The organism is Pseudomonas sp. KH_021 (assembly GCF_057838865.1).
Genome location: NZ_CM174477.1, coordinates 5,148,217 through 5,171,507, shown reverse-complemented (window position 1 = coordinate 5,171,507; position 23,291 = coordinate 5,148,217). Strand labels below are relative to the sequence as shown.

The following is a 23,291-nucleotide window of genomic DNA, read 5'->3' as shown; positions in this document are numbered from 1 at the left end:
GGCTTTCGTGTGACCTTGCCCGTAGCTACCGCTGATTGTCTTTTTTTTGTACCGCCAAGTCAAATTTACCTTCACCTAGGTCTGACGCCAGGTGCTGCCTTATTAGAGGCCGGTCGCACGGCTGGGGGAGGGCCGTGCGACGAAGCAACTTGGTGTCAGCGACGCGGGATCACAGCGATGCCGTCAATTTCGATTCTGATTTGTTCATCGTAGAGGCCGGCCACCTTAAGCAGAGTGTTAGCCGGCGGACAGTCCATGTTCACGAACTGATTTCTGACCTTTTTAAAGGTCGCCAACGTCTCGGGGCTGACGTCTGTCAGGTAGGTGTTCATGCGAGCCAGCGCTTCGAAACCGACTCCAGCAGCGGCAAGCGTGGTGCGCAGGTTGTTGAACACCGCGACTACTTGGCTTTCGAAGTCGCCTTGCACCACTTCGCCTGCCTCATCGACCGGCGCATGCCCGGTCAGATAAAGGGTATCGCCATCCGAAACGCGGATGGACATCGAGACACCTGGATAGCCAGGCCCAGCGTTGATTGCGTTGATCATAGGTACCTTCTTTTAAATTAGACCGTCCATTCGGCCAGAAAATTAGACCGCTCGGTACGCGATCCTAATCCCCCCCTTTGAAATGCGCAAGCTGTGTTCCCGAGCGGGTTCGCACGCCCCGCGTTGGCGTTCGGGGAGCTATTGACACGACCACAAATTGGAGCATACTGACTGGGCGGTCTAAAAAACCATATGGTCGGTCTGAAATCTATAACGAGGACGCCGCAGGGGTCGATCCCCTTGGTAAGGCGCGCCGCGCGAGGCTTGCAGCCGATCAAAGCCCTTTGATGAAGGCCGGTGAGATCGCTGAACCGTAGATCCGCCCGAGGAACACTGATGACAACTGCGTGCCTTACCTTTGACTTTGATGGTGTAGCCATCTGGCTCAGCACCTTTAAACAAACGTCCCCAACGCCTCTTTCCCGAGGTGAATTTGGAGCCGACGTTGGCATGCCTCGTCTCTTGGGCGTGCTGGAGCGTTGCGATGTGCCTGCCACTTTCTTCGTGCCTGCTCACACCGCCTCCTCATATCCGGAAATCGTCAAACAGATCATCGCTGCTGGCCATGAGGTCGCTTGCCACGGTTACCTCCATGAGTCTCCAGTTGGCCTGGAGTACGAAGCGGAAAAGGAGCTGCTGGGCAAAAGCATGGATGTGCTTGAGAGCGTCACGGGTAAGCGCCCGATCGGTTATCGCTCCCCAGCCTGGGATTTGAGCGATAACACCATCGCTCTTCTCGAAGAGTTTGGTCTTATTTACGACAGCAGTCTGATGTCGAACGACTTTGAACCTTTCTTCGCGCGTAAAGGCGATGTACTGACTGAGCAGAAGTTTGAGAAAGGGGAGAATAGCCGCGTTCTGGAATTTCCTGTGGCGTGGGAGTTGGACGATTATCCCTATTTCCAGTTCTCGCCGCGTCCGTTGAATACAGGTCTGAGGCTCGCGGACGATGTTTATCGTGCGTGGGCATCTGAGTTTGATTATGCACACGAAGTGGGTGGTGTTTTTACGTTGACCTGCCATCCAGAAATTATTGGTCGCGGGCCTCGCATCAAAATGCTTGAGAAACTGATCAATCACATGAAACAGCCCGGTGTCGAATTTATGACCATGGGCAATGCTGCTAAGAAGATCAAGAGCAAGTCTCTTTAACCAGGAGTAACGACTGATGAATAGCGCTGTCCAACCGAACGGCCAAGCCGGTATTGGCCAAAACGCACTGTACTTCGACGAGCTGGAGGTTGGGCAGGAGTGGAATTCTCCTCGCCGCACCATCACTGAAGCCGACATCGTCATGTTTGCGGCCCTGACCGGTGACCACAACCCTGTGCACACCGACGAAGAATTCGCCAAGAGCACCGTGTTCGGTGGCCGAATCCTTCACGGCCCGGCAGGCTTCGCCATCGCCACTGGTCTGGAAAGCCGCCTGGGTATCAAAGAAGGCACTGCGATCGCCTTCTTGGGCATGACCTGGGATCTGCGTGGGCCGATCAAAATTGGTGACACCATCCACGTCCACCAGAAGGTCGGTTCGAAACGCGAGACCAAAAAACCTAGCGTTGGTATCGTGAATTTCCAAGTTTCGCTGGTCAACCAGCGCGGCGAGTCCGTGCAGGAAGGCGAGTGGAAAGTCATGATGCACTGTAAACCGGTCTAAAATTCAATAAACTCGGCGCTAACGTTCCACTGAGGTTTTGTTATGATTTTGAGCTCCATTCATTCACTCGCTAATAGCAATCCGGACAATATTGCTTTGCGATTTGAAAACGAAGCTTTCAGCTACAAAGCGTTAGTGCACGAGATTGATCGCGTAGCGGGTCTTTTGATCTCGCAAGGTGTCAATGCCGCTACGCCGGTCGGCGTTTACTGTGAGAACAACAGCGTCACCATGTTGTTGTATTATGCGATTTCAAAAATTGGCGGGACTTTCGTGCCAATGAACTCTGTGCTTACGGCATCAGAGGCTGCTTACATTATAGATCACGCAGGCATCCACCACTTGTTCGTGGATGACAAGCTCAATGGAGCAGCAATCGAAGCAGTAGGCGAGCGCTCCTGCACAATTATCAATGTCCAGCAATTCAAGGAGCGCTTTAACGAAGCGTCGCCTGAAGCTGGGCAGAATCAGAATGATGATTTCCTCATTGTCTACACGTCGGGCTCTACTGGCGTGCCTAAAGCGGTGCGGTACACGCAGCAATCTGAGATCGACGGAAACCAATCGCTTATTGAACTCTGGAACATCACGCCAGCGGACAAGGTGCTTGTGGCGCTCCCGCTGGGATTCCTTTATGGCCTGTCGACCGCTGCTTCCATGGCGCTGCAGGGTGGCGCAGAAGTGATCCTGCTCAGAAGGTTCCGTCCTTCTGATGTCCTGGATGCCGTTCTCCAGCACCGAGTCACCGTGTTCCAGGGCGTCCCTACGATGTTTTCCATGATGCTTGAATATGCCGAGCAGAATGACCTGACCTACGACCTCTCGTTTGTCCGCTCATTCATATCGGCGGGTGCGCCCTTGTCTCAGGAGCTTCGTGATCGCTTCAAGCGACGCTTCAACAAGGAGATCGAGGACTACTACGCCCTTACCGAGGTTCGCCCCGTTTTTGGTCGCTATGCCGCTCGTGACGTGGTGATTCCCAATGGATCGATCGGCCAGGCCGCTCCGGGTGTTGAGATCAAATTCGTAGGGGGTGATGGCAAGACGGTTCAAACGGGCGCCGTCGGCGAGGTGTGGGTCAAAGCTCCAGCAACCACCAGTGGGTACTTCAAAGCCCCAGAGCTTACCGAGGCGGCATTCGAGGAAGGCTTTTTCAAAACTGGAGACCTGGGTTACTGCGATTCGGACGGCTTTTATTACCTCACCGGGCGCATCAAGGACATCATCATCAAGGGTGGCGCCAACATCGCGCCGGCAGAGGTCGAAGAAGCTATCTGCGCACATCCAGCTGTTCAGTTGGCCTCGGTTATCGGAATTCCCGATCCCAAATTCGGTGAGCTGCCACTGGCGTTCTTTGTGACCACTGCAGGTCGCCAGGTATCTGGCGAAGAGCTCGATGCCCATTGCCGTTCACGGCTTGCCGAGTTCAAAGTGCCGGTCGAATTCATCCAACTGCCTGAGATGCCTCTGGGCTCCACAGCAAAGATTGATAAAAAAGCGTTGTTTAAGCTGTGGGAGGGCGCCGCTCATGCTTGATAGTCTCAAGGTATCCGTTTCGGTGTTTGAGATCCGCCGCTATCGGAAATTCGAAGAGTTCTCCCTGCATATGAAGGACACCGTAGCCAAGGCCAAGCGTGAAGGGAGCCGGGTTCTGCTGCTTCCCGAATTCCTGCCGATGGGACTGCTCTGGACGCACCCTGAGGCGAAAGGTGTGAGCAACCAAACCGTGTCGGCGTTCTATCGCGAAGTCCTGACCCCTCTCTACCCTCGTTTTATTGAGCTGCTCACGAGCTTGGCTCAGCAATACGACATCTACTTGGTGGGAGCGACGTACTGGCACGAGGAGGAGGGCCAAGGCCTCAACTCGGCGTTCGTGTTCAATCCCGACGGTACGGTCATTCGCCAGAATAAGGTGCATTTGACCCGTGGTGAAAAGGCTATCCAGACATCTGGTGCGAGCCAGCTCAACGATGTCTTCACCATTGATGGTGTGAAGTGCGGTCTATTCGTTTGCTATGACGTGCAGTTCCCTGAGCTGACGCGCCATTTCGTAGCCCAAGGTGCTGAAGTGATCTTCGTGCCGGCGCTCACTGAGGAGCGGGGATCATGGCGCGAATGGCATAGCGCTCATGCACGAGCACTGGAGAACCAGGCGTACGTATGTGTATCGCCGTTGGTGGGCGACCTGGGCATTCCGCATGACTACCCGGTTAGCTGCATGGGCAAGGCCTTTGTTGCATGTCCGATCGACAACCGGTTCAAAGTAACTGATGGCACTTATGCAGAGTCCGCTCTCGATGAACCTGGTTTGCTGACAGTTGATCTGGACTTGGCGCTGCTTCGTCTGTCTCGGGAAAAAGGTGAAGTGAGGCACCTTCGGGATCGGCGACCAGAGTTCTACCAGGCGCTCCAGTCTTAATTTGAAAAGACCGTAAGACGGTAGATTCCGTAAACGGCGGTAAACGATTTAAGGGCTGCTTGTGCTGCAGCCCGCTTTCTCTATTTGAGCCTGTCACAAAATTTCATAACTATAGGGCGTCATTATGAGTGTTGAAGTGTCTACAGCGTTTACCTCACCACCAATCCGTGAAAAAGCACGAAGCACCGCACTGCGTCTTGAAGGCGTAGGCAAACGGTTTGGTGACATCCGGGTATTGAACGGCATCGACTTCGAGCTCAAAGCTGGTGAGGTTGTTGCCCTGATTGGCCCGAGTGGTTCAGGTAAAAGCACGCTGCTAAGGTGCATCAACCAGTTGGAGCCGCCAACGGAAGGTCGGATCTCGATTGGTGATATTCCTATCGATGCGTCAGTGGGAGCCACTAAGTCCCAAATGGCGTATCTCAACAGCAAGATCGGCATGGTCTTCCAGTCGTTCAACCTGTTCCCGCATATGACCGTGCTGGAGAACGTCTCGCTAGCGCAGCGACGCGTACTCAAGCGTGGGCGGGACGAGGCCGATGCTCGCTCAATGCAGCTGTTGGAGCGAGTAGGTCTGGCCAACAAGGCCCACCTTTATCCTTCTCGATGCTCTGGGGGGCAACAGCAGCGGATCGCGATTTCTCGCGCGCTGGCCCTAGATCCCGAAATCATGTTGTTCGATGAACCAACCTCCGCCCTCGATCCTGAGGTGGGTTTGGAGGTCTTGGCGGTTATGCGTGAGCTGGCTCAAGAGGGCATGACCATGATGGTCGTCACCCACGAGATGCGATTTGCCGAGAACGTGTCTGATCGCGTTCTGGTGATGGCAGATGGTGAGATCATCGAGCAGGGTGAAAGCACCCGTGTGATGCAGTCGCCTTCTCATCCTCGTGTCCAGCAGTTCCTCTCCGCCGTGCGAGATCGATAATGGACGCTCTGAATATCGTTGCGAAACTGGCCGCTGGTCTGCCTTGGACGATAGCGCTGACGTTGAGCTCGTTCTTCATTGGTGCAGTGCTCGCGATCCCGCTCTGTGCGCTGAGGTCAGGAAAAAATAAGACGCTGGCTTACGTAGGAGCGACCGTAATCCTAATCGTACGCTCCGTGCCGCCGATTGTATGGTTGTTCGCCGTATTCTTCGCCATTGGTCAGCACGTGGTGCGAATCAGCCCCTTCACAGCTGCAGTGATTGGTCTGTCGCTGATCACGGCGGCCAACCTGGCTGAGATTTATAGAGGATCGCTCAAAGCTATTCCCAAAGGCCAAACTGAAGCGAGCAAGGTCATTGGTCTCAACACCTGGCAGCGCTATCGTTTCGTCCTGGCACCGCAAGTGTTTAGATACTCTCTGCCTTCTGCCAGCTCCTACGCAATCGGTCTGTTAAAGGACACGGCAATCGCTTCTGTGATCGGCGTCAGCGACGTTGCGCAAATTGCCAATCAGTTGACTCAGCAGACATTTCAAGGTCTCCAGATTTATGCGTGGGCCGCTATCGGGTACTTCTCGCTTAGCTTCTTGATGGCCTATTTGTCCCGAGTAATTGACACTCGCTTGCGCTTGAGGATCGAACGATGATTTCGTTCATTAATGATTGGGTCGAATGGTTCCCGAGACTGTGGAATGGCTATGTCCTGAGCCTGCAGGTCGCGGGTATCAGTCTGCTGCTTGGCATTCCACTCGGGTTGATCTGGGCGATCAGCACACAAAGCAAAAGCAAGCTTTTGCGAAGTGTCTCCGTTCTTTTGGTTGAGCTTGGTCGGGGCGGCCCAGTGTTGATCCTGCTCCAGTTCCTATACTTCGGCCTACCGAACGCGGGCATGACGCTGACTTCCTTTTCGGCATCCATCGCTGCGCTGGCCTGGAGTACCGGGGCTTACACCAGTGAGATTATCCGCGCGGGCTTGAACGCTGTTCCGCATGGCCAGCGAGAAGCGGCTCAAACGCTTGGGTTATCAAGGCTCGATGCGCTGCGTATCGTGATCATCCCCCAGGGGCTGCGGATTGCACTCCCACCTCTGTTGGGATTCGCTCTACTGATCCTCCAGGCGACCTCGCTGTGCTTCACCGTTGCGCTGCCAGAGTTGGTAAGCGCGGCCAACGACATCGGCTCCGAGACATTCCAGTACATGTCGGTACTGAGCCTGACAGGGCTGATGTATGCCCTGGTCTGCATACCTGCGACGTTCATGGTTGACCTCATTGAACGTCGGCTGGGTAGACACGAATAGCTGCTTCATTCCATCAATTACGTTAGTGCGCGGATGGCCGCTGTCATGAATTATCCATTGGCAGGTAAAGGTAAGAAGGCTGTAGATAGAGCGGATGTCATCCGGGCAGCGGCGATCAGGCTCTTCGCTGCAGAAGGCTTTCAGTCCGTAAGCCTCAGGCGTATTGCGGACGTCAGCGGTGTTCAGGTAGGTTCGCTCTACAACCATATCGACGGCAAACAAGAGCTGCTCTTCGAGTTGATCTATGAAACTGAGAAGAATTTGCTGGAAGTTCTGAAGAGTGCTGTGGCAGCTCAAAGTGACCCACTGAACAAGATTAAAGCGTATGTGGAAAATTACTATCGCTACGCATGCGTCAATCGAGAACTTCATGTTCTCGCCGTTCGTGAGAAACGATGCCTGGACAGCGATGGCGCTGCCAGACTGCGCGACACTCAGGCGTCACATGAGCGCTTGGTAGTTGACATGCTGCATGGGGCATCCAAAGCCGGCTTGTTGAAGGTTACTGATCATACGTTCTCGGTCAGGTTCATTTGGAGCCTGCTGGATGGGATGGTAGTGCGCGACGACATACGCAAGAGTGAAGTGTCTGACGCCGTCAATAAGCTTAAATCTGCCGTAACGCGCCTATTAGGTGCTGACTGAAGTTGTGAAAGTCTTCTAGCCATAGAGTTAGTTTGATTTCATTTTCTAGCGTGAGGTATTTATGTTTGACTTGAAAGGTAAAGTCGCTGTTATCACCGGTGGCGAAACAGGTATTGGCTTGGCAATCTCCCGTCAACTGGCCCTGGCCGGTGTCAAGACGGTCATCGGTGGGATCCAAGCTGAAGTCGGTGAAAAGGCGGCAGCCGAGATCGTCGCAGAGGGCGGTGAAGTAATCTTCGTCAAAACGGATGTGCGCTCGCAGGCACAGGTCGAGGCGCTGGTTCAAACTGCCGTGGACACCTATGGCAAGCTCGACATCATGGTGAACAACGCTGGTGTGTTCGATGGTTTTGCTGACGTGCTGGAAACGACCGAGGCACTTTGGGATCAGATCACTGGCATTAACCTGAAAGGTACCTTCTTTGGCTGCCAGGCAGCGCTCAAGCACATGATTCCAAACGGCACTGGCCGAATTATCAACACCTCGTCGGTTGGCGGCCTGGTTGGTCGTGCAGACGGTGCGTCCTATACCGCCTCGAAGTTCGCCGTGATCGGTTTGACCCGTCAGATGGCCACCTCCCATTCCGAGACCGGCGTGACCTTCAACACCGTGTGCCCTGGTGTCATCGCCACCGACATTCGTGGCAACTCGGCATCGATCCTGCCAAATGCTGCCCACCTAATGAACCGTGGTGTTGGAGCAAGCGATCCCGAAGCATATAAGAAGTCGATTCCTGCCCGTCGCAAGGGTACTTCGGATGAGGTCGCTGCAGCGGTACTGTTCCTGGCCTCGGATGAAGCTAGCTACATTACTGGTCACTCCCTGGTTGTGGACGGTGGCTTCGTGGCCTGATGAGCCCGCGATCCTGAAGCTTTCACATTCTTCAGGATCGCTCCTCTGTCGTATCCTAAGCCGATGGATAGTCGGGCTATTTCGTTCCCTCGATTACATTCGTAAAGGAACCTCCCAGCCTATAAATGTGGAAAAACGAAGCGCGATTTTTCACTGAGACCAAATCGTACTGAGCAAAGTGAATCCATCTTGGCTTTACTGTTTCTGAGTAAAGTACGAAATCGAACTCTGACAAGCTGAGTTCGACAATCAATCCGCTGATGTCCAGGTCATAGCATGACTGAAGTGTTTTCAGCTTGGGCGACGGAAATTTGATTTTGAAGATTTCGTTATATTTCGGTTGTAAATACCGGATAAGCGCAGCTTCGATAAGCGAGATTTTCTGATTTTTGGAAGGGGGGTTGTCAATGGCCTTGAACAACCGCTCTTCATTCTCATCTGTGTCAATGGCTCCCGGCGCCCCATCCATTCCGCTTACGATCTGGTCATGATCAAACTCCAGCATGAAGATCACGATTTCACGATCAGGATACTCGTATGCCGTTCTTGCTAGGATTTTTTGCAAGGTGGAGTGGCTTCTGAGCCTGGTCTGGGCAGAGCGATTTCCATCGCCAAATGCCTGCCCGACGTACAATGTTTCAAATTGGTTGAAGATCCTCGCCTCATTTTGATAGTCCGCCACCAGCGCGAGGGTGTTGGCTGAAAGATACCGTACTTTCTCGTTCGCGGCATTCAGCGTCCACATATTACGATGAGGGTAGGGGTCGATTGTGACCTTTACCGCACCGTCGCAGAGTTCGAACTCATAGTCTTTGAAAGACAGGACGTGCTCTACGCCATTTACCTTATAGCCAACCTCGCCGCTGAGCTTTGAAGTGTCTGCATCATGGGTGCACGACTTCAAGTAGCACGCGGGCCTGGCTGCAATGATGTAAATGTGCGATTTGTTAGCGACGTCCTGGCTCGCGTCATCGAAAGGGTCGTCCGACAGTAGATCATTCGCTGTTACGAGACACCAACGTGTATTTTTGTAGACGATCGCGAACTCAGTTACATACTTTCTTTTTTTCATTCCTACTCCGATATTGGCTTCCAGTGCCTAGGCGACAGTAATCGGGATTACGCCTTGATGGCAGATGGCCGTCATTGTTGCTTTTCGCTTTCAGCTTGGCAAAAAAAAGCCACGCATCTGCGTGGCAAATTCTGAGGTTCAAGCACTACAGCATTCGGCGTCTATGTTCACCGCTGTGTTGCTATCTGCCGCAGAGGAGGGTGAGTCAACGGTAAATCACATTAGGGAGCGAGATCGATCACTCTTCCAGCATTGAGTTCAGGTTCTCCATGACCTCGACGTACTCGCCCAGCATCTCCGAGAAGATCTGGCGGACTGTGGTTTCCTGCTGCATATCGCCCACGATTTGGCCTACAGCGTACGTCCAGTAATCGAAGCGACGAACGCGTTCGGCGCGACGCAGTGGGACACCGCCCAGGATGGACTGGAGGGGGAAGGTCAACGGTTTCAGCAGCTCGGATTTGTCCCAGGCTTCGGTGTAATTGCTGCGCAGGATGCGGCAGTTTTTACCGGTCAGGGCTTTGCTGACTACCGCGTCTTCCGACTTGGATTCGAACAGACGCTCCTTCATGTTCGGCGTCAGGTCGCTTTCGCGGGTGCCCAGCCAGACCGAACCGCACCAAGCGCCGGCAGCACCCAATGCCATCGCGGCGACGAACTGACGACCACGACCAATACCACCGGCAGCGAGTACCGGGATTGGGGCCATCGCATCAACCAGTTGTGGCCAAAGTACGATCGAGCCGACGCGACCGACGTGGCCACCCGCTTCTGCGCCTTGTGCGATCAGGACGTCAACGCCTGCGGCTTTCTGTTTGACCGCGTGGTCGATGTTGCCTACCAGGGCGCCTACTTTCAAACCGTGCTCGTGCACGATGTCCACGACGTGTTTCGGGGCGGCGCCCATGGCGCTCACAATGAACTTCACACCAGGATACTTGAGGGCGATCTGCAGCGATCGCTCGCTGTCGCTCGGCGTCATTTTCATCTTGTCAGCGTGCTCTTGAGCGAACGCTTTTGCATCGTCATCCGGGAGGGCTGGGATACCCGCATCCTCCATCATTTTGTCGACGAATGTCCGATATTCCTCCGGCAAGATCTTGGCCGGATCTCGGTCGTCGGTCAGCGGGGCGAAGGTGCCAGGGAAGACGATATCCACGCCGTAAGGCTTGCCATCAATGCGCTCTTCAATCCATTTCAGCGACACCTCAAGCTCCTCGGGAGTCATCCACGCAGCACCCAGGATGCCCATGCCACCTGCCTTCGAGGCTTCGAGCACGACATCGCGGCAGTGAGAGAAGGCGAAGAGTGGTACGTCGATCCCAAACATTTCAGTGACTGCGGTACGCATAGTGTTTCAGACCTCTGCTGTTGCCGAATCGTCGGCGCGTTGATGGCTTAAATGGGGCCAAACTGGCCGCCTGGAAATAATCTTAGACCCATGAGTCTTTTTTGTATACTGCAAAGTCAAAAGGTTGTACATTTGGTCTCAAGCCACCTTCGTCAGGCCCTGATCTGAGAAGCGGAATACGGGAAGAAAGCCCTTTAGCACGGCTGTTTCACCGTACGCGCAGCCGGGGCAGTCGGTAGGCGATGACAACCTCCACCGTGTGAAATGCTGGCACCCTAGGAGCATCGCATGCATATCGTTGTAACCCTCAAGCAAGTATTCGACCCCAACACCCCACCTGTTTTGCTGCAGGTTGCGTCGGATGAAAAATCTATCGAAGTTCGCTCGGGCAGCCCCGTTCTCAATGGCTACGATGCCAATGCGGTTGAGGAAGCTCTGAAAATCAAGGAAGCGGTTGGGGGAACGGTCACCGTCATCACCGTTGGAGACGAGCAGTCGATTGCTCAACTGCGCCGCGCTATCGCCATGGGGGCTGACGGCGGTGTTCACATCAAGGGCGCCACTGCCTTGGCAGGGGATAGCTTTGAGATCGCCGAGCTGCTGGCCAAGGCAATCCAAAAGCTGGGTAACGTCGACCTGGTGCTTTCGGGTAAAGCATCGTCCGATACCGACGCAGGTCAGACCCATCTCATCCTTGCTGAGAAGCTGGGCTTCGCTTCAGTAAGCCCGATCAAAGCCATCAATAAGGTAGAAGAGGGCGCGCTGGTCGTGGATCGCATGGGCGAAGACGTAACCCAGCGTCTGAAGGCCAAGCTGCCACTGCTGCTCGGTATCTCCAACGAGACCAACAAACCACGCACCGCTCCGCTCAAAGGGGTGATGATGGCCAAGAAAGTCGCCATCCCGACATGGACTGAGGCAGACCTTGGTACCTTGGCTGCCGCTCCGGTAGTCGAGCTCAAGCGCCTCTACATCAAGCCACCTGTCCAGGTGGAAACCGTAATGATTTCCGAAGGGTCTGACGAAGCCAGCGGTCGTGCCCTCGCTGAGCGTCTGGTTCAAGAAGGGGTGATTTGATGACTATTCTCGTTTTCGGTGAAGTTCAAAGCGGCGAACTCCTTCAGGCTTCCGCTGAGGCCGTCACTGCAGCGCTCAGCGTCCGTGAGTCGGGCACAGAAATCGTTGGTGCGTTGATCGGCAACGGTGTCTCGGGCCTTTCTTTCGCTGTTTCCGGCATCGATCGTCAAGTGGTTGTAGATGATCCGCGTTTGGCGGTTTACCTCTGTGAAACGTACGTCAGCGCGGCGGCGGAAATCGCTAAGCAAGTAGGCGCGCAGCTGATCATCGTTCCCCACACCTCCAGCGCCCTTGAGTGGGCCCCCCGTTTGGCAGCCCGGTTGAATGCCGCAATCGTGACAAACGGCACGCACCTGGAGCGTTCAGGCAGCTCGGTGTTGGTAACCAAACCAGTCGCCGGCGGAGCTGTTCAAGCGCAATACGCTGTGCATGCGCAATTGAAAGTCGTGACCCTGTCGGTGGGTGCCTTCGCTTCTGCAGCCACTGGTGCGGCTCCTGCCGTTGAGCAGGTAGCGTTGGGTGAAGTAGCAGCGCCCGTGGAGTTGGTCGAAACTATCAGTGAGGCCGCAACCGATGGGCCATCGCTGCGTACCGCCAAAGTCGTCGTTTCCGGTGGTATCGGTATTGGTGGTGTTGAAAACTGGAAAGTCATTGAAGACTCGGCCAAGGGCCTCGGTGCCGCTGTGGGTGCCACGCGTGCCGCCGTGGAAATGGGCTGGGTTCCGACATCCAAACAGGTCGGTTTCAGTGGCTTGAAAGTCGCAGCTGACCTCTATGTTGCAGCCGGTATCTCCGGTGCTATTCACCACCTGGCCGGCATCAGTCGCGTGAAGAACGTTGTTGCTATCAACAGCGATGCAGAGGCGAACATTTTCAGCGTTGCAAACTACGGTGTGGTGGGTGATGCGAAGGTGGTTCTCCCGGCGTTCGTAGCGCGGGTTAACGAGCTGCGCAGCAAGTAGGTTTGATCACTATGACTATTACAAGAGAGAAAGTGGTTGTTATCGGTGCTGGCCTGGCAGGTTGCACAGCAGCCCTGGAAGCGGCCCGTCTTGGGTTGACCGTGACCCTCATCGATGAGCATCCGCAGAGCACAGCGGCGATGAGCCTCGACGCGCCCTATTTCTACGGTGCCCGTCTCGCGTCGGTGCTCTCGGACGAGGGCACGATCGCTGATCGCGTCCTTGGCTCGAACGATCCGCTTATGGAATGCCTTGAGGCAGGTGTTGAGGTCTTACCCAACACCTGTGTCTGGGGTGTTTTCGTAAGCGGGCCTAACAATGAGCATCTGGAATGCAATCAGGTCGGCCTGGCTGATACCGAGAAATCCTGGATGCTCGGCTTTGACTACCTAGTGTTAGCGACCGGGTCGCGAGATCTGGTGCTCTCGTTTGACGGCTGGCATCTGCCGGGGGTGCTCGCGGCTAAAGGTGCCACCACGTTGCTGGGCAAGTACCAGGCATTGGGTGGCAACGAGATGCTGATTCTGGGCTCCGGGAACATTGCACTTGAGCTTGCACTTCAGGCGAGCGAAGCGGGCGTCAAAATCGCTGGTGTGGTGGAAGCCGCTGACGAGCTGGTTGGTGATTCCCAACTGCTGGCCTCGCTTCAGCAAAAGGGTATCCCAACGTTCACGGGCTACTGCATCGAGAAGGCTACTGGCACCAATGATGTTAAAGGGGCTGTCCTGCTACCCGTAAGCGACAAGTCAAAGCCTGCAGTCGATGTCAGTTGCGACACCATCTGCATGGCGTATGGGGTGGTACCCAATATCGAACTCATCGCATCTACCGGTGGCAAAATCGACTTCGATGCGAACCTGAGCGGGTGGGTACCTCGGCTTTCCGACGACTTTGAAAGCACCATTGCCAATGTATTTGTGATCGGTGATGCCTCAGGTGTCACCGAAGCAGGGCTCATCAATCCGGAGATTTCCGTACATCAAGCCCAGTGCGTTGCCTCCGTCATTGCTGGGCGGGAAGGTCTTGAGGTTGAAGAGGTTCCGCCTGCTCCCGAGGCCGTCAGTGACTCTAAATCGGTCTACCCCCCTCAGTACTGGCTTGACGCTTTGATCAATGCTGGTGGAATGCAAGTGATGGCGTGTCAATGCGAAGACGTAACTCGCCAGGAGCTTGTGGAAATTCGTGCACCGAAATACCTGAACGCTGCCCAGAGTAGCCCCTGCAACGCTGCAAAGACGTTCATCGCTGAAGGCCAGGCCAGCCAGGATATGTTGAAGCGGATGACCCGTGTCGGCATGGGGCACTGCCAAGGTCGGCGTTGCCGAGAGCATTCGGCCATGCTGCTGGCTGGTGTGGCCGGCGTCGAGCTGCGCAATGTGTCACCCGGTAGCTACCGTGTCCCCGTTCGCCCGCTGCCCCTGAACGTCATTCGAGCACTCGATGAGTCCAAGGAAATGCGAGAAAACTGGCCGACCTGGCTGCACCCGGTTGAAGACACCATTCCCGGTGCTCATTGAGTAGCGCGAGACAGAGGTTCATATGCAGAACGCAGATGTTGTGATCATTGGCGCGGGAATCACCGGGCTCGCGTCGGCTTATTGGTTGGCCAAGGCAGGGGCCAAGGTCATCGTCCTGGATAAAGGACGGACGGCTGGTGAAGCATCCTCGCGCGCAACGGGGTTCCTCAGTTTGCGTGGCGAGCAGCCTATGGAGTCAGCGCTTGCGGCTGAGGCTGAGAAGCTTTGGGACACACTCGATGAAGAGTTGGGCTACCCCACGGAGTGGAAGCAACAAGGTCGTCTGTGGGTCGCTACGAATGCCCAAGAGTGGGCAGACATGCAGCTCACCTACGAGCACTTCTGCACCACCGCCATTCCATTTGAGCTGATCGATGCTGATCGTTGCCGCAAGATCGTTCCTTCGCTGCTGCCTGGCGTGGTGGGCGGGATCTACACGCATCGATCTGGTCATGGTAACCCTCAGCGTACTTCCCAGGCCTTTGCCTGGGCATTCCAAGATCGCGGCGGGGTCATCATCGAGAACAGTCCGGTAGTCGACATTCTCGTAGAGGGTGGACGGGTGAAAGGGGTCAAAACCCCGGACACCGTTTACTACGCGCCGGTTGTGGTGAACTGTGCGGGCCCCCAGCTCGCCAAAGTCGCGAGCATGGTGGGTGTCGATATTCCGGTCGCTACGGTGCGTTTGGAGTCCATGGTGACTGCACCTCTGCCTCCATTGTTCGACGTCGCGATGGTGGGCAACGGCCTCTCTCTGCGGCAAACCCGTCGGGGCAACATCCACTTCAATGGTGGCCCCCATGAATGGATCGATGTGAGCCTCACTGAAGAGTCAGCCAAACCGAACACCCCAATTATCCGTAACATTGCAGGGCGCCTGGCCGAGCTCATGCCTTCCATCGCTCATATCCCGCTGCTCAGAACCTGGGCGGGGATCGTCGATGTGACACCGGATCAGGTGTGTATCGTTGATCGGTTGAACGACCCGGAGGGTCTGATCATCGCCTGTACTTCCGGCCACGGTTTCGGCATGGCTGTCAGCGTTGGCGTTGCCGTCAAAGATCTTGCATTGGAGGGCAAAACCACCATGCCGATCGATGCGCTCAAGCTTGATCGGTTCAAAGATCTACCCGCTAATTGGAAAGAGCTACGTAAGTGGCAACCAGGTAGCTACAACACTTAATACTTTCAATGGCGAGGATCTGCAGCGCTGAGCAAGTCATCAGCGCTGGTGCTCTTCGCCTGAAGAATAGAATTTGAAATGGTCGGTGATTATTACCGTCCGGTGGATTGCGCTTAACTTAAAAGGGCAGGGTAATATGAAAATTCTTGTTCCCGTAAAACGTGTTGTTGATTACAACGTCAAAATTCGCGTTAAAGGCGATGGTTCGGGAGTCGATCTTGATAACGTCAAGATGTCTATGAACCCGTTCGATGAGATCTCTGTAGAAGAAGCAGTTCGCCTGAAGGAAGCCGGCGTGGCCACCGAAATCGTGGTCGTATCCATCGGCTCCGCTAAATGCGAAGAAACCCTGCGTACCGCTTTGGCGATGGGCGCAGACCGCGCGATTCTGGTTCAAACGGAAGAATCTGTGGAGCCTCTCGCAGTCGCGAAAATCCTCAAGGAAGTGTGCGCGGCTGAGCAGCCCCAGGTGATTTTCGTTGGCAAGCAGGCGATCGACGATGACTGCAACCAGACGGGCCAGATGCTCGCTGCGCTCATGAATGCCTCGCAAGCCACCTTCGCCTCCAAGTTTGTCCTCGATGGCGAAGCGGCGGTCGTAACCCGTGAAGTCGATGGCGGCTCCCAAACGGTTCGCGTCAGCCTCCCGGCAGTGATCACCACTGATCTGCGCCTGAACGAACCGCGTTACGCCTCCCTGCCCAACATCATGAAGGCGAAGAAAAAGCCGCTGGATAAGAAGACCCCAGCAGATTACGGCGTTGATGTATCCCCTCGTCTGACGGTTGTGAAGGTTCAGGAGCCGGCAGTTCGTAAGGCTGGCATCCGCGTGTCTTCGGTTGCTGAGCTGGTCGAGAAACTGAAGGCCAGCGCGATCATTGGTTGATTAGGAGAGATTGAAATGACTGTTCTCGTTTTTGCTGATTACACCGATGGCCGTCTTTCGGATGATGTCGCCAAAGCAGTGACCGCCGCCAAGAAGTTTGGCCAAGATATCCACGTCCTGGTGGCGGGCAAGGGCGTTGCGTCTGTCGCCGAGCAAGCCGCCCAGCTGGCGGGCGTGGCAAAAGTAGTGGTGGCTGATGACGCCACCTTTGAGAATCAGCTCTCCGAGCCTCTGGCCGACCTGGTCGTGGGCCTGGCGTCTGACTATGAAGTGGTTCTCGCCGCTGCGAGCATCGTCGCCAAGTCGGTGATGCCACGGATTGCTGCGAAACTGGACGTCATGCAGATTTCGGAAGTGGTCGAAGTTGTTTCCAATGACACCTTCGCTCGTCCTATCTATGCGGGCAATGCTATCCAGGTTGTAAAGTCCTCGGATTCCAAAAAGGTGCTTACCATCCGGGCGACTGCATTCGAAGCCACAGCGGCGGGCGCTTCTGCAGGCATCGAAGCGGTCAGTGTAAATGTCAGCAACACGCTGACCACGTTTGTCTCGCAAGCCCTCGCTACCAGTGAGCGCCCAGGCTTGGCATCCGCGCGGGTAGTCGTAGCAGGCGGTCGCGCCTTGGGCTCGGCTGAGAAATTCACCGAAACACTTTCGCCCCTGGCTGACAAGCTTGGCGCAGCCATTGGCGCTTCCCGCGCGGCTGTGGACTCGGGATACGCTCCCAACGATTGGCAGATTGGTCAAACGGGCAAGATCGTTGCCCCAGAGCTGTACTTCGCGTGCGGTATTTCCGGCGCTATCCAGCATTTGGCGGGCATGACCGGCTCCAAAGTGATTGTTGCTATCAACAAAGACGAAGAAGCGCCGATTTTCCAAGTTGCCGATTATGGCTTGGTAGGTGATGTCTTCGAAGTACTACCTGAGTTGACTAAATCAATCTAATTGGCTGAGGGGTGGAAAATGACTGTGAAGATCAATTTTATCAATCCGTTCGGTACCAATGCCTATAACGGATTGATCATGGAAACCATGACGCCCTATCTGTCAAACGGGGCAGAGCTTGTTGTAAGTAACACCAAGAACTGTCCCGAGAATATTGATTACTACTACAGCAAGCACCTCATCGAAGAAGCCGTTTTCGAAAGCTGTATTGAAGCAGAGAAAAACGGTTTCGATGCGGTCATTGTTGGTTGCTGCTACGACCCAGGTGTGCGAGTGGCGCGAGAGCTTGTTGATATTCCCGTCATCGGGCCCTTGGAGGCCACCATGCAGCTCGCCCCTTATTACGGGCACGAATACGTGTTGGTGACCGATCACCACAAAGCCGTACCGTACTTGCGGGACATGGTGCGGCTTTATGGCGAGGATGCCCACTGCCGTAAAGTCGACTGCATCGATTGGTGGGTGACGGAGATGATCCAGGATACCGAAGGTGTTGCGCGGGACGCGGTAGCGGCAGCGTCCAAGATTCGTCAGGAAGCTGATGCAGATGTATGCATCCTGGGTTGCACGATCATTTCCGCTTCCTATGAGAAATCGATCATGAACGGCAAGCCTCGCGACCCCTCGATCCTCAATCCGAACACCATGGCGCTGAAGCTCGCGCAATCGCTGGCTGAATTGAGGAAGCAAGGCGCTTACTCCATCAGTCGCAGGGCGTACTACCAGAGCCTGAAAGACCGCAATGCAGAGGAATTTGAAAGTGTCCGGGATCGATTCGGACACCGTTGAGCTTCCTCTACCCGGCTTGTTGTGTCGGCTTGGCGATCGTAAAGATCGCCTTTTTTTATTCTGAAAACGCACGTCCTTTCCGAGCTTCATGATCAGGCATTGGGTAGCCCAGCGTGCTCACGTTCTGGCGTAGTGCCGGCGTCATCGCTTGTGCTCATCGACAACAATCAGGTCGAGTCCCAGATACAGCCATGGACACTCGGACGCTCGAACTGGTTGTTCGCCGTATCGCTACACAGCGGGAAAGAGGCATCACAGGAAGCTTGTAAACCTGACCAGCTTCGTTCACTTGGCCAACCTCGGATCAGCTATCAGGCCGTTCACCTTCTGCTCAGGAAAGCCGCCCAATAAAAAGCCCGGTGCGGTGCACCGGGCTCGATGATCCCAGAGGATGCTTATTCGATCGCTCGGGGTTCACCCACTTCGCTGTCTTTCGCGCTCAAACCATAATTTTTCAGCGTCTGGCCGATGACGTCCTTAGTGCGCAGGGCCGCGATGTCCTTGTTCAGGGCTGCGCCGAGCGCTTCATTACCTTTGGCGATTGCAAAGGCGATTTGTGCGGCCTTGATCGAGGCTTTGACGCGATCGTCAGACTGCGCATGCTTGATTTGGAAGCCTTTCAAGCCACCCTGTTGCTGTGCATAGACGCCGCCAGAGTAGCTATCCAGGCCGGCGTCGACACGCCCGGCTTCCAGATCCTGAACCAAGGCGACCGGGCTCGGGTAGAGCTTGATTTTGCTGCCAAACATCTTCTGCAGATCGCTCACCCAGTTGTAGCCCTGGACGGTACCTACGAGCTTGCCCGATTTGAGGATGTCATCCAGCGACTTCGTGCCTTCCTTGCTGAAGATGGCAAGGCTGTCGAGATACACAGGGTCGGTCATGTCCATGGACTTCAGGCGCACAGCGGTGCGGAACCAGTTACCTACCGCAACGTCAGCCTGGTTGGAGACGACGTACTGCATGACGGCACGAGTGTCGACGACAACTGGCTCGATCTGCAGGCACTCCATCTCAGCGATTTTGTGAATGATATCGCCATCGACGCCTTTCAGCGTTTTGCCGTCTGGGATAAGGAACGGCGGAATGATCATGGTCGCTACAGTCAGCTTCCCTGGAGTGATGGTTTTGAACTCGTTTGCGGGGGTGCATGCCATGGCCGCCTGAGCGGAGAGGGAAAGCAAGGTTGCGAAAGCAATGGGAAGTCTGAACATGATTTTTCCTTCGTAATTATTAGATTTCAGATCGGCAGCTTAAACATGTAACCCTGCATCACTCCTTGTTCTAAACGCTTCTACGCACCAGTCCCTTGATATCTACATCCCTAACCGCTGCGACCACCTAGAGTTTGTGATAGCTGCATTCGTATGCTGACAATGTCACTGTAGTTGCTTGCTGTCAACCGCGTATGCAAATAAACCGACTGGTCGGTATGATTTATTTTGCCAGCCCGATTGCGCCTCGTTCGGACGTCCATGGGCTGGCCTTGCCGGCCTCATCCGAGGGGCTTCATCACCCCTTAACGCGCCGCTCTTGAGGCCGCCGCTAGATTGAGATGGCAATAAAAAAAAGGCGCCATTGAGGATCAATGGCGCCTTGAGAGGTGCGGGTCTGGGGCTATCGCAATGCTGCCGCTTCTTGGAGAGAAAGGCTGCGCGTTTCCGGTGCTAGCCACCAGGACACGAAGAGACCGAAGAACGTAATCGCTGCAGCCGCATACATGGTGTTAGCGACTCCGATGCCGCCCAGCGACATGGGTACCAGGTAGGTGCCAGCGGCAGCGCCGACCCGAGAGAGCGATGTGGCAATGCCGACTGCCACCGATCGCACTTCCGTAGGGAAAATCTCGTTGGGGTATACGAAGCACAGGGCTTGGGCACCGCCAATGAATAGCGCAAACAGCGAGAAGAACACGAGGATCACGATCCCGCCGTGCGAGTCGAAGACGCCCAGGCCAACGAGCGCCAACCCGGAGAACAAGAACCCATAGATGAGAATTTTTCGCCTGTCGATGAAGTTGATGGCCTTACTGGCAAGCATGCATCCGATCATGAAAAAGGCTGTGATGAAAATCGAGCCGATCGCGCTGAGATCGCCGGTAAGCTTCAGGGCCGACAGCACCTTCGGTGCAAACGCATAAACGGCGAAAATTGGAATGATTGAACACGTCCAGAAGACCAGCACGAAGAACAGGCGTTTGCCATATCCAGAGTGGAGAAGGGAACTCAGCGGAAGCTTCGATGCGTCGTCCTGCTCTGGCAGGCTGGAGAGGGAGTAGCTTTCGCCAAAGACCTTCTTGATCGTGATCTCAGCTTCTCTACGTCGACCCTTGGTCAGCAGCCAGCGAGGGGATTCGGGGGTGCCTAGTCGGATGACGAACAGAGCTGCGCCGAGCAGTGCGCTGCTGGCGGTCACCCATTGCCATGCATCGGGAACACCGCTGCGAAGGATCATTTCTCCAATGATGTAGGCGGACGCGGCCCCCGCGAACCAGAGTACGGTCAGCCCTGCGAGCTTCTGTCCCCGGTGTTTTTTGGGCAGGAATTCAACCAGCAAGGCTGTTGCGACTGGGTATTCGATGCCCACCGCCACACCTATCAGCAGCCGTAGGGTAAATATGGCCATGGCACTGTCGGCCCACAACTGCGCAATCGAGGCCACGGTAAATACAATTGGGCCGACAAAGAAAATGCGGCGACGTCCTACGAAGTCGGTGAGCCAGCCGCCAAGGAAGCCACCGAAGAAAATGCCGATCAGCGCAGATGCCGCAATCATCCCTTCCCAAAAACTATTGAGACTAAGTGCTGTGGACATTTGCATCATTACAACGCCGATGATGCTCAGTATATAACCGTCTACAAATGATCCACCACCCGATCTCAAGGTCAGCAAACGGTGAAAAGAATTCAGCGGGACATCTTCGATAGAGTGCACGTGTTTCATGAAGTACCTTTGAGCGTTGCTTGAAGCACCTGTTTGGCGATCTGCGGGGCAGAGCAAATTATTTTTCGGTGTATGCAATTGTTGTTATTAACGCTATATGTTCACCGGCTCGCTTTTTGTGCGGCTTTGATTACATACGGTACCGGCCGCCAGGAAGGTGTGACTTGCTGGCTTCGGAGCGCCCAGAGGGCTGGTCGTACTCAATGGTCTGTCATACATACCGCTTGGTCAAGTAAAATGTACAATTGGTACGCAGGCTCTTTGCGGCTCTCCCTGAGCGGTCGGTGAGCCATGGTGAAGGCCGAAAAAATGCTAGCGTACCCGGTGGACTAAAAAATACCCGTGGTACAGTTTGGCGCCGCGCTCATCCAGACCGCCACCGCAGAGGGTCACATGGCTTTTGAAACCGACGATTTGACTGGCTCACTGCAAGGTGGCGAGGACATCCAATTTGAAGCCGCTGCTCTGAGCGGGGCCGATGACATTTCAACTCTGCGTGATCTTGCGCCGTTGCATGCCGCTGCTATCGAACTTTTCCTGATCCATGGCGTTGAGACCGTCTCGCTGAGGCAGATCGCTGACCAGGCGGGTGTGAAACAGGGCTCGATTCACAAGGCTACGGGGGTAAGGATGAGTTGTTGGCGCAACTGCTGATCGCCTACGAAACCGAGTTGCTGGAGAAGATCGTACTGAACGTACCCAAATCGCTGGGAGCGTTTCAGGCGCTAGACCGTTTCGTGGAGGTTGTTGTCAGCTTCGGCGTCAGGCGTCGGGCCTATCACCTACTCGCCCGGCGTGAGTTTCATCGTCTAACCGGCCAGCATGCCCAAGCCGTGAGGCAGCTCAAGAGCAAGCAGATCAACCGTCTTTGGGAGATCTTTGCTGTAGGAGGTGCCAAAAAACTCTTCGAACGTGATGATGCACGTTTCATGGCCAAGACGATCTTTGCCACCTTGGACGGGGTTTTGCTCAACCGCACGGTGTCACCCACTCACCTTGATGAGTTACTCCCGATTCTGCAGCGCATGGCCCGTAGATTCGCGGCTGCCAAGTAATTCATGTCCATCCCATCCGTCAGATCCTGTATTCCGCATCGGCCATTCTCAATGCCATGGCGTTGACAAGGGTTACCACTCGTTACCATACTGACCGACAGGTATGTAAAAAAGAACTAATGGTCAAATATCAGGGGCTGCAGCCGTTGAAGGGTGATGCCTGTTGAATATCGAGATCTATGGAGACGCGTATGGGTAATCGCATGGGTTTGGATGTCGCAGTGGTGGGTGCGGGCCTGATTGGGCTAACGGCAGCTCTTCAGTTACAACGCGTCGGCATGAACGTGACGATCATCGAGAAGGGTGTGATCGCTTCACAGCAGCCACGATTGGGTCTCACTAAAGTCTTGTCCTTTTGCGCCACCCTCTTTCAAGGCGCTCTAACTAATCGCGGAGCGGAGCTCGTAACAGTTCTGGCCAGCGAGCTTGGTTACGTTGTCGACGAGGACAGCTCAACGGGTAAAGAGCTGCTGCAGAAGGCGAGTCAGCAACCCGTTCTCCTGACTGACCTCGCCGCTGACCTACTCAAGCGATGCAAGGATTGTGGCGTGCGGGTGTTTGAGGAGGAAAGTGTCGAGTCTCTTGTCATCAGGGAAGGCAGAGTTGTGGGCTGCCAGACCAGCTGGGGCGCGTTGCTAGCAGATGAGGTTGTCCTGAGCGCAGGGATTGGAGGATTGCCCCTACTGAATGCGATTGGGCTCAGTCTGCCAGTGAGTGAGGGCGTGAACCGATTGGGGGCCAACCGGGCTCGTTCCGATGTGCCTGGCGTGTTCTCCGGTGTGGTTCCGATTACACCTGATGGTCAACCTCTACTGGGTCGTCCGAAAGATCTTCACGGTCTGATCGTTGCGATCGGCCATGACGTAAACCCCAGTGCAGCGCTCGCGGTCGGCGAGGCCATCGAGCAGATGATCACCAACCCTTTGCAGGTAGAAAGCCACTTCGACTCGTATTCGCTGGAGCGTGTGTTGGGCGCGCACTGAGGAGGTCGTTCAGGGGAAAGGAGTATCTCTCTACTACTCCTTTTTTTGGCATCAAATGTCCTGAAGCTCAATCCATGAATTTTCCAGCCCCTCTAGCTCCGCACTGAACTTTTGATAGTCGTTGCATAGATCCTGCGCGACCGCAGGGTCAGTGGTCTTGGCCAGTCTCTCCTCTATA

The 23,291-nt window shown here is 55.1% G+C and carries 24 protein-coding genes and 1 pseudogene; 20 read left to right on the top strand and 5 right to left on the bottom strand.

Annotation, left to right across the window (positions count from 1 at the left end):
- Positions 1 to 155: 155 nt before the first annotated feature.
- Positions 156 to 548, bottom strand: coding sequence for a RidA family protein (locus tag AC3IX4_RS23840; RefSeq protein ID WP_489257804.1), 393 nt, complete (start codon positions 546 to 548; stop codon positions 156 to 158).
- 336 nt (positions 549 to 884) lie between these two features.
- Between AC3IX4_RS23840 and AC3IX4_RS23835 the strand changes: the two genes are divergently transcribed.
- The 9 genes from AC3IX4_RS23835 to AC3IX4_RS23795 all read left to right on the top strand — a co-directional run bounded on the left by AC3IX4_RS23835 (position 885) and on the right by AC3IX4_RS23795 (position 8,350).
- On the top strand, positions 885 to 1,700 hold the full coding sequence (locus AC3IX4_RS23835) for a polysaccharide deacetylase family protein (protein WP_489257803.1): 816 nt from the start codon (positions 885 to 887) through the stop codon (positions 1,698 to 1,700).
- Between the two features lie 16 nt (positions 1,701 to 1,716).
- A complete protein-coding gene (locus AC3IX4_RS23830) occupies positions 1,717 to 2,205 on the top strand; it encodes a MaoC/PaaZ C-terminal domain-containing protein (RefSeq protein WP_489257802.1) in 489 nt (162 codons plus the stop codon).
- 42 nt (positions 2,206 to 2,247) lie between these two features.
- A complete protein-coding gene (locus tag AC3IX4_RS23825; RefSeq protein WP_489257801.1) occupies positions 2,248 to 3,741 on the top strand; it encodes a class I adenylate-forming enzyme family protein in 1,494 nt (497 codons plus the stop codon).
- Positions 3,734 to 4,624 (top strand): nitrilase-related carbon-nitrogen hydrolase, encoded by an 891-nt coding sequence (locus AC3IX4_RS23820; RefSeq protein ID WP_489257800.1) that lies wholly within the window; start codon positions 3,734 to 3,736, stop codon positions 4,622 to 4,624. The genes AC3IX4_RS23825 and AC3IX4_RS23820 overlap by 8 nt, the downstream gene beginning before the upstream one ends.
- Positions 4,625 to 4,748: 124 nt before the next feature.
- Positions 4,749 to 5,552, top strand: coding sequence for an amino acid ABC transporter ATP-binding protein (locus AC3IX4_RS23815; protein ID WP_489257799.1), 804 nt, complete (start codon positions 4,749 to 4,751; stop codon positions 5,550 to 5,552).
- A complete protein-coding gene (locus tag AC3IX4_RS23810) occupies positions 5,552 to 6,199 on the top strand; it encodes an amino acid ABC transporter permease (protein WP_489257798.1) in 648 nt (215 codons plus the stop codon). Before AC3IX4_RS23815 ends, AC3IX4_RS23810 begins: the two co-directional genes overlap by 1 nt.
- Complete coding sequence (locus AC3IX4_RS23805) at positions 6,196 to 6,852, top strand: amino acid ABC transporter permease (protein ID WP_489257797.1); 657 nt, start codon at positions 6,196 to 6,198, stop codon at positions 6,850 to 6,852. Before AC3IX4_RS23810 ends, AC3IX4_RS23805 begins: the two co-directional genes overlap by 4 nt.
- 45 nt (positions 6,853 to 6,897) lie before the next feature.
- Positions 6,898 to 7,497 carry a TetR/AcrR family transcriptional regulator gene (locus AC3IX4_RS23800; RefSeq protein ID WP_489257796.1) on the top strand — a complete coding sequence of 200 codons (600 nt, stop codon included), beginning with the start codon at positions 6,898 to 6,900 and terminating at the stop codon, positions 7,495 to 7,497.
- A gap of 61 nt (positions 7,498 to 7,558) precedes the next feature.
- Positions 7,559 to 8,350, top strand: coding sequence for an SDR family NAD(P)-dependent oxidoreductase (locus AC3IX4_RS23795; RefSeq protein WP_489257795.1), 792 nt, complete (start codon positions 7,559 to 7,561; stop codon positions 8,348 to 8,350).
- 76 nt (positions 8,351 to 8,426) lie between these two features.
- Here the strand turns inward: AC3IX4_RS23795 and AC3IX4_RS23790 are convergent, their stop codons facing one another.
- Together AC3IX4_RS23790 and AC3IX4_RS23785 are read right to left on the bottom strand one after the other, a co-directional pair.
- Positions 8,427 to 9,422 carry a hypothetical protein gene (locus tag AC3IX4_RS23790; RefSeq protein ID WP_489257794.1) on the bottom strand — a complete coding sequence of 332 codons (996 nt, stop codon included), beginning with the start codon at positions 9,420 to 9,422 and terminating at the stop codon, positions 8,427 to 8,429.
- Between the two features lie 238 nt (positions 9,423 to 9,660).
- Positions 9,661 to 10,773: an NAD(P)H-dependent flavin oxidoreductase gene (locus AC3IX4_RS23785; protein ID WP_489257793.1), complete on the bottom strand. Its 1,113-nt coding sequence runs from the start codon at positions 10,771 to 10,773 to the stop codon at positions 9,661 to 9,663.
- A 288-nt stretch (positions 10,774 to 11,061) separates the two neighbouring features.
- On the opposite strand from AC3IX4_RS23785, the gene AC3IX4_RS23780 reads away from it, so the two are divergent.
- The 8 genes and pseudogenes from AC3IX4_RS23780 to AC3IX4_RS23745 form a co-directional block, all read left to right on the top strand.
- Positions 11,062 to 11,850, top strand: a complete 789-nt coding sequence (locus AC3IX4_RS23780; protein ID WP_489257792.1) for an electron transfer flavoprotein subunit beta/FixA family protein — start codon at positions 11,062 to 11,064, stop codon at positions 11,848 to 11,850.
- On the top strand, positions 11,850 to 12,812 hold the full coding sequence (locus tag AC3IX4_RS23775) for an electron transfer flavoprotein subunit alpha/FixB family protein (protein WP_489257791.1): 963 nt from the start codon (positions 11,850 to 11,852) through the stop codon (positions 12,810 to 12,812). The genes AC3IX4_RS23780 and AC3IX4_RS23775 overlap by 1 nt, the downstream gene beginning before the upstream one ends.
- An 11-nt stretch (positions 12,813 to 12,823) precedes the next feature.
- Positions 12,824 to 14,329: an FAD-dependent oxidoreductase gene (locus AC3IX4_RS23770; protein ID WP_489257790.1), complete on the top strand. Its 1,506-nt coding sequence runs from the start codon at positions 12,824 to 12,826 to the stop codon at positions 14,327 to 14,329.
- Positions 14,330 to 14,351: 22 nt separating this feature from the next.
- The gene (locus AC3IX4_RS23765; protein ID WP_489257789.1) at positions 14,352 to 15,512 is read left to right on the top strand and encodes an NAD(P)/FAD-dependent oxidoreductase; all 1,161 of its coding nucleotides are present in this window, start codon (positions 14,352 to 14,354) and stop codon (positions 15,510 to 15,512) included.
- Between the two features lie 136 nt (positions 15,513 to 15,648).
- A complete protein-coding gene (locus AC3IX4_RS23760; RefSeq protein WP_489261347.1) occupies positions 15,649 to 16,398 on the top strand; it encodes an electron transfer flavoprotein subunit beta/FixA family protein in 750 nt (249 codons plus the stop codon).
- 15 nt (positions 16,399 to 16,413) lie between these two features.
- Positions 16,414 to 17,343, top strand: a complete 930-nt coding sequence (locus AC3IX4_RS23755) for an electron transfer flavoprotein subunit alpha/FixB family protein (protein WP_489257788.1) — start codon at positions 16,414 to 16,416, stop codon at positions 17,341 to 17,343.
- Between the two features lie 18 nt (positions 17,344 to 17,361).
- Positions 17,362 to 18,132, top strand: a complete 771-nt coding sequence (locus tag AC3IX4_RS23750; protein ID WP_489257787.1) for an aspartate/glutamate racemase family protein — start codon at positions 17,362 to 17,364, stop codon at positions 18,130 to 18,132.
- Between the two features lie 150 nt (positions 18,133 to 18,282).
- Positions 18,283 to 18,387 (top strand): annotated as a pseudogene (locus AC3IX4_RS23745) (IS66 family transposase); the annotation flags it as partial.
- Between the two features lie 140 nt (positions 18,388 to 18,527).
- Here the strand turns inward: AC3IX4_RS23745 and AC3IX4_RS23740 are convergent.
- Positions 18,528 to 19,346 carry a substrate-binding periplasmic protein gene (locus tag AC3IX4_RS23740; protein WP_489257786.1) on the bottom strand — a complete coding sequence of 273 codons (819 nt, stop codon included), beginning with the start codon at positions 19,344 to 19,346 and terminating at the stop codon, positions 18,528 to 18,530.
- A 403-nt stretch (positions 19,347 to 19,749) separates the two neighbouring features.
- On the bottom strand, positions 19,750 to 21,075 hold the full coding sequence (locus AC3IX4_RS23735) for an MFS transporter (RefSeq protein ID WP_489257785.1): 1,326 nt from the start codon (positions 21,073 to 21,075) through the stop codon (positions 19,750 to 19,752).
- A 393-nt stretch (positions 21,076 to 21,468) separates the two neighbouring features.
- On the opposite strand from AC3IX4_RS23735, the gene AC3IX4_RS23730 reads away from it, so the two are divergent.
- The 3 genes from AC3IX4_RS23730 to AC3IX4_RS23720 all read left to right on the top strand — a co-directional run bounded on the left by AC3IX4_RS23730 (position 21,469) and on the right by AC3IX4_RS23720 (position 23,113).
- Positions 21,469 to 21,729 carry a TetR family transcriptional regulator gene (locus tag AC3IX4_RS23730; protein WP_489257784.1) on the top strand — a complete coding sequence of 87 codons (261 nt, stop codon included), beginning with the start codon at positions 21,469 to 21,471 and terminating at the stop codon, positions 21,727 to 21,729.
- On the top strand, positions 21,714 to 22,130 hold the full coding sequence (locus AC3IX4_RS23725; RefSeq protein WP_489257783.1) for a TetR-type transcription factor C-terminal domain-containing protein: 417 nt from the start codon (positions 21,714 to 21,716) through the stop codon (positions 22,128 to 22,130). The genes AC3IX4_RS23730 and AC3IX4_RS23725 overlap by 16 nt, the downstream gene beginning before the upstream one ends.
- 191 nt (positions 22,131 to 22,321) lie before the next feature.
- On the top strand, positions 22,322 to 23,113 hold the full coding sequence (locus AC3IX4_RS23720; RefSeq protein WP_489257782.1) for an FAD-dependent oxidoreductase: 792 nt from the start codon (positions 22,322 to 22,324) through the stop codon (positions 23,111 to 23,113).
- The last annotated feature ends 178 nt before the right edge of the window (positions 23,114 to 23,291 follow it).

Coding starts and splice junctions, on each gene's coding strand:
- AC3IX4_RS23840 (WP_489257804.1), bottom strand. CDS start 548: ATGATCAACGCAATCAACGCTGGGCCTGGCTATCCAGGTGTCTCGATG.
- AC3IX4_RS23835 (WP_489257803.1), top strand. CDS start 885: ATGACAACTGCGTGCCTTACCTTTGACTTTGATGGTGTAGCCATCTGG.
- AC3IX4_RS23830 (WP_489257802.1), top strand. CDS start 1,717: ATGAATAGCGCTGTCCAACCGAACGGCCAAGCCGGTATTGGCCAAAAC.
- AC3IX4_RS23825 (WP_489257801.1), top strand. CDS start 2,248: ATGATTTTGAGCTCCATTCATTCACTCGCTAATAGCAATCCGGACAAT.
- AC3IX4_RS23820 (WP_489257800.1), top strand. CDS start 3,734: ATGCTTGATAGTCTCAAGGTATCCGTTTCGGTGTTTGAGATCCGCCGC.
- AC3IX4_RS23815 (WP_489257799.1), top strand. CDS start 4,749: ATGAGTGTTGAAGTGTCTACAGCGTTTACCTCACCACCAATCCGTGAA.
- AC3IX4_RS23810 (WP_489257798.1), top strand. CDS start 5,552: ATGGACGCTCTGAATATCGTTGCGAAACTGGCCGCTGGTCTGCCTTGG.
- AC3IX4_RS23805 (WP_489257797.1), top strand. CDS start 6,196: ATGATTTCGTTCATTAATGATTGGGTCGAATGGTTCCCGAGACTGTGG.
- AC3IX4_RS23800 (WP_489257796.1), top strand. CDS start 6,898: ATGAATTATCCATTGGCAGGTAAAGGTAAGAAGGCTGTAGATAGAGCG.
- AC3IX4_RS23795 (WP_489257795.1), top strand. CDS start 7,559: ATGTTTGACTTGAAAGGTAAAGTCGCTGTTATCACCGGTGGCGAAACA.
- AC3IX4_RS23790 (WP_489257794.1), bottom strand. CDS start 9,422: ATGAAAAAAAGAAAGTATGTAACTGAGTTCGCGATCGTCTACAAAAAT.
- AC3IX4_RS23785 (WP_489257793.1), bottom strand. CDS start 10,773: ATGCGTACCGCAGTCACTGAAATGTTTGGGATCGACGTACCACTCTTC.
- AC3IX4_RS23780 (WP_489257792.1), top strand. CDS start 11,062: ATGCATATCGTTGTAACCCTCAAGCAAGTATTCGACCCCAACACCCCA.
- AC3IX4_RS23775 (WP_489257791.1), top strand. CDS start 11,850: ATGACTATTCTCGTTTTCGGTGAAGTTCAAAGCGGCGAACTCCTTCAG.
- AC3IX4_RS23770 (WP_489257790.1), top strand. CDS start 12,824: ATGACTATTACAAGAGAGAAAGTGGTTGTTATCGGTGCTGGCCTGGCA.
- AC3IX4_RS23765 (WP_489257789.1), top strand. CDS start 14,352: ATGCAGAACGCAGATGTTGTGATCATTGGCGCGGGAATCACCGGGCTC.
- AC3IX4_RS23760 (WP_489261347.1), top strand. CDS start 15,649: ATGAAAATTCTTGTTCCCGTAAAACGTGTTGTTGATTACAACGTCAAA.
- AC3IX4_RS23755 (WP_489257788.1), top strand. CDS start 16,414: ATGACTGTTCTCGTTTTTGCTGATTACACCGATGGCCGTCTTTCGGAT.
- AC3IX4_RS23750 (WP_489257787.1), top strand. CDS start 17,362: ATGACTGTGAAGATCAATTTTATCAATCCGTTCGGTACCAATGCCTAT.
- AC3IX4_RS23740 (WP_489257786.1), bottom strand. CDS start 19,346: ATGTTCAGACTTCCCATTGCTTTCGCAACCTTGCTTTCCCTCTCCGCT.
- AC3IX4_RS23735 (WP_489257785.1), bottom strand. CDS start 21,075: ATGAAACACGTGCACTCTATCGAAGATGTCCCGCTGAATTCTTTTCAC.
- AC3IX4_RS23730 (WP_489257784.1), top strand. CDS start 21,469: ATGGCTTTTGAAACCGACGATTTGACTGGCTCACTGCAAGGTGGCGAG.
- AC3IX4_RS23720 (WP_489257782.1), top strand. CDS start 22,322: ATGGGTAATCGCATGGGTTTGGATGTCGCAGTGGTGGGTGCGGGCCTG.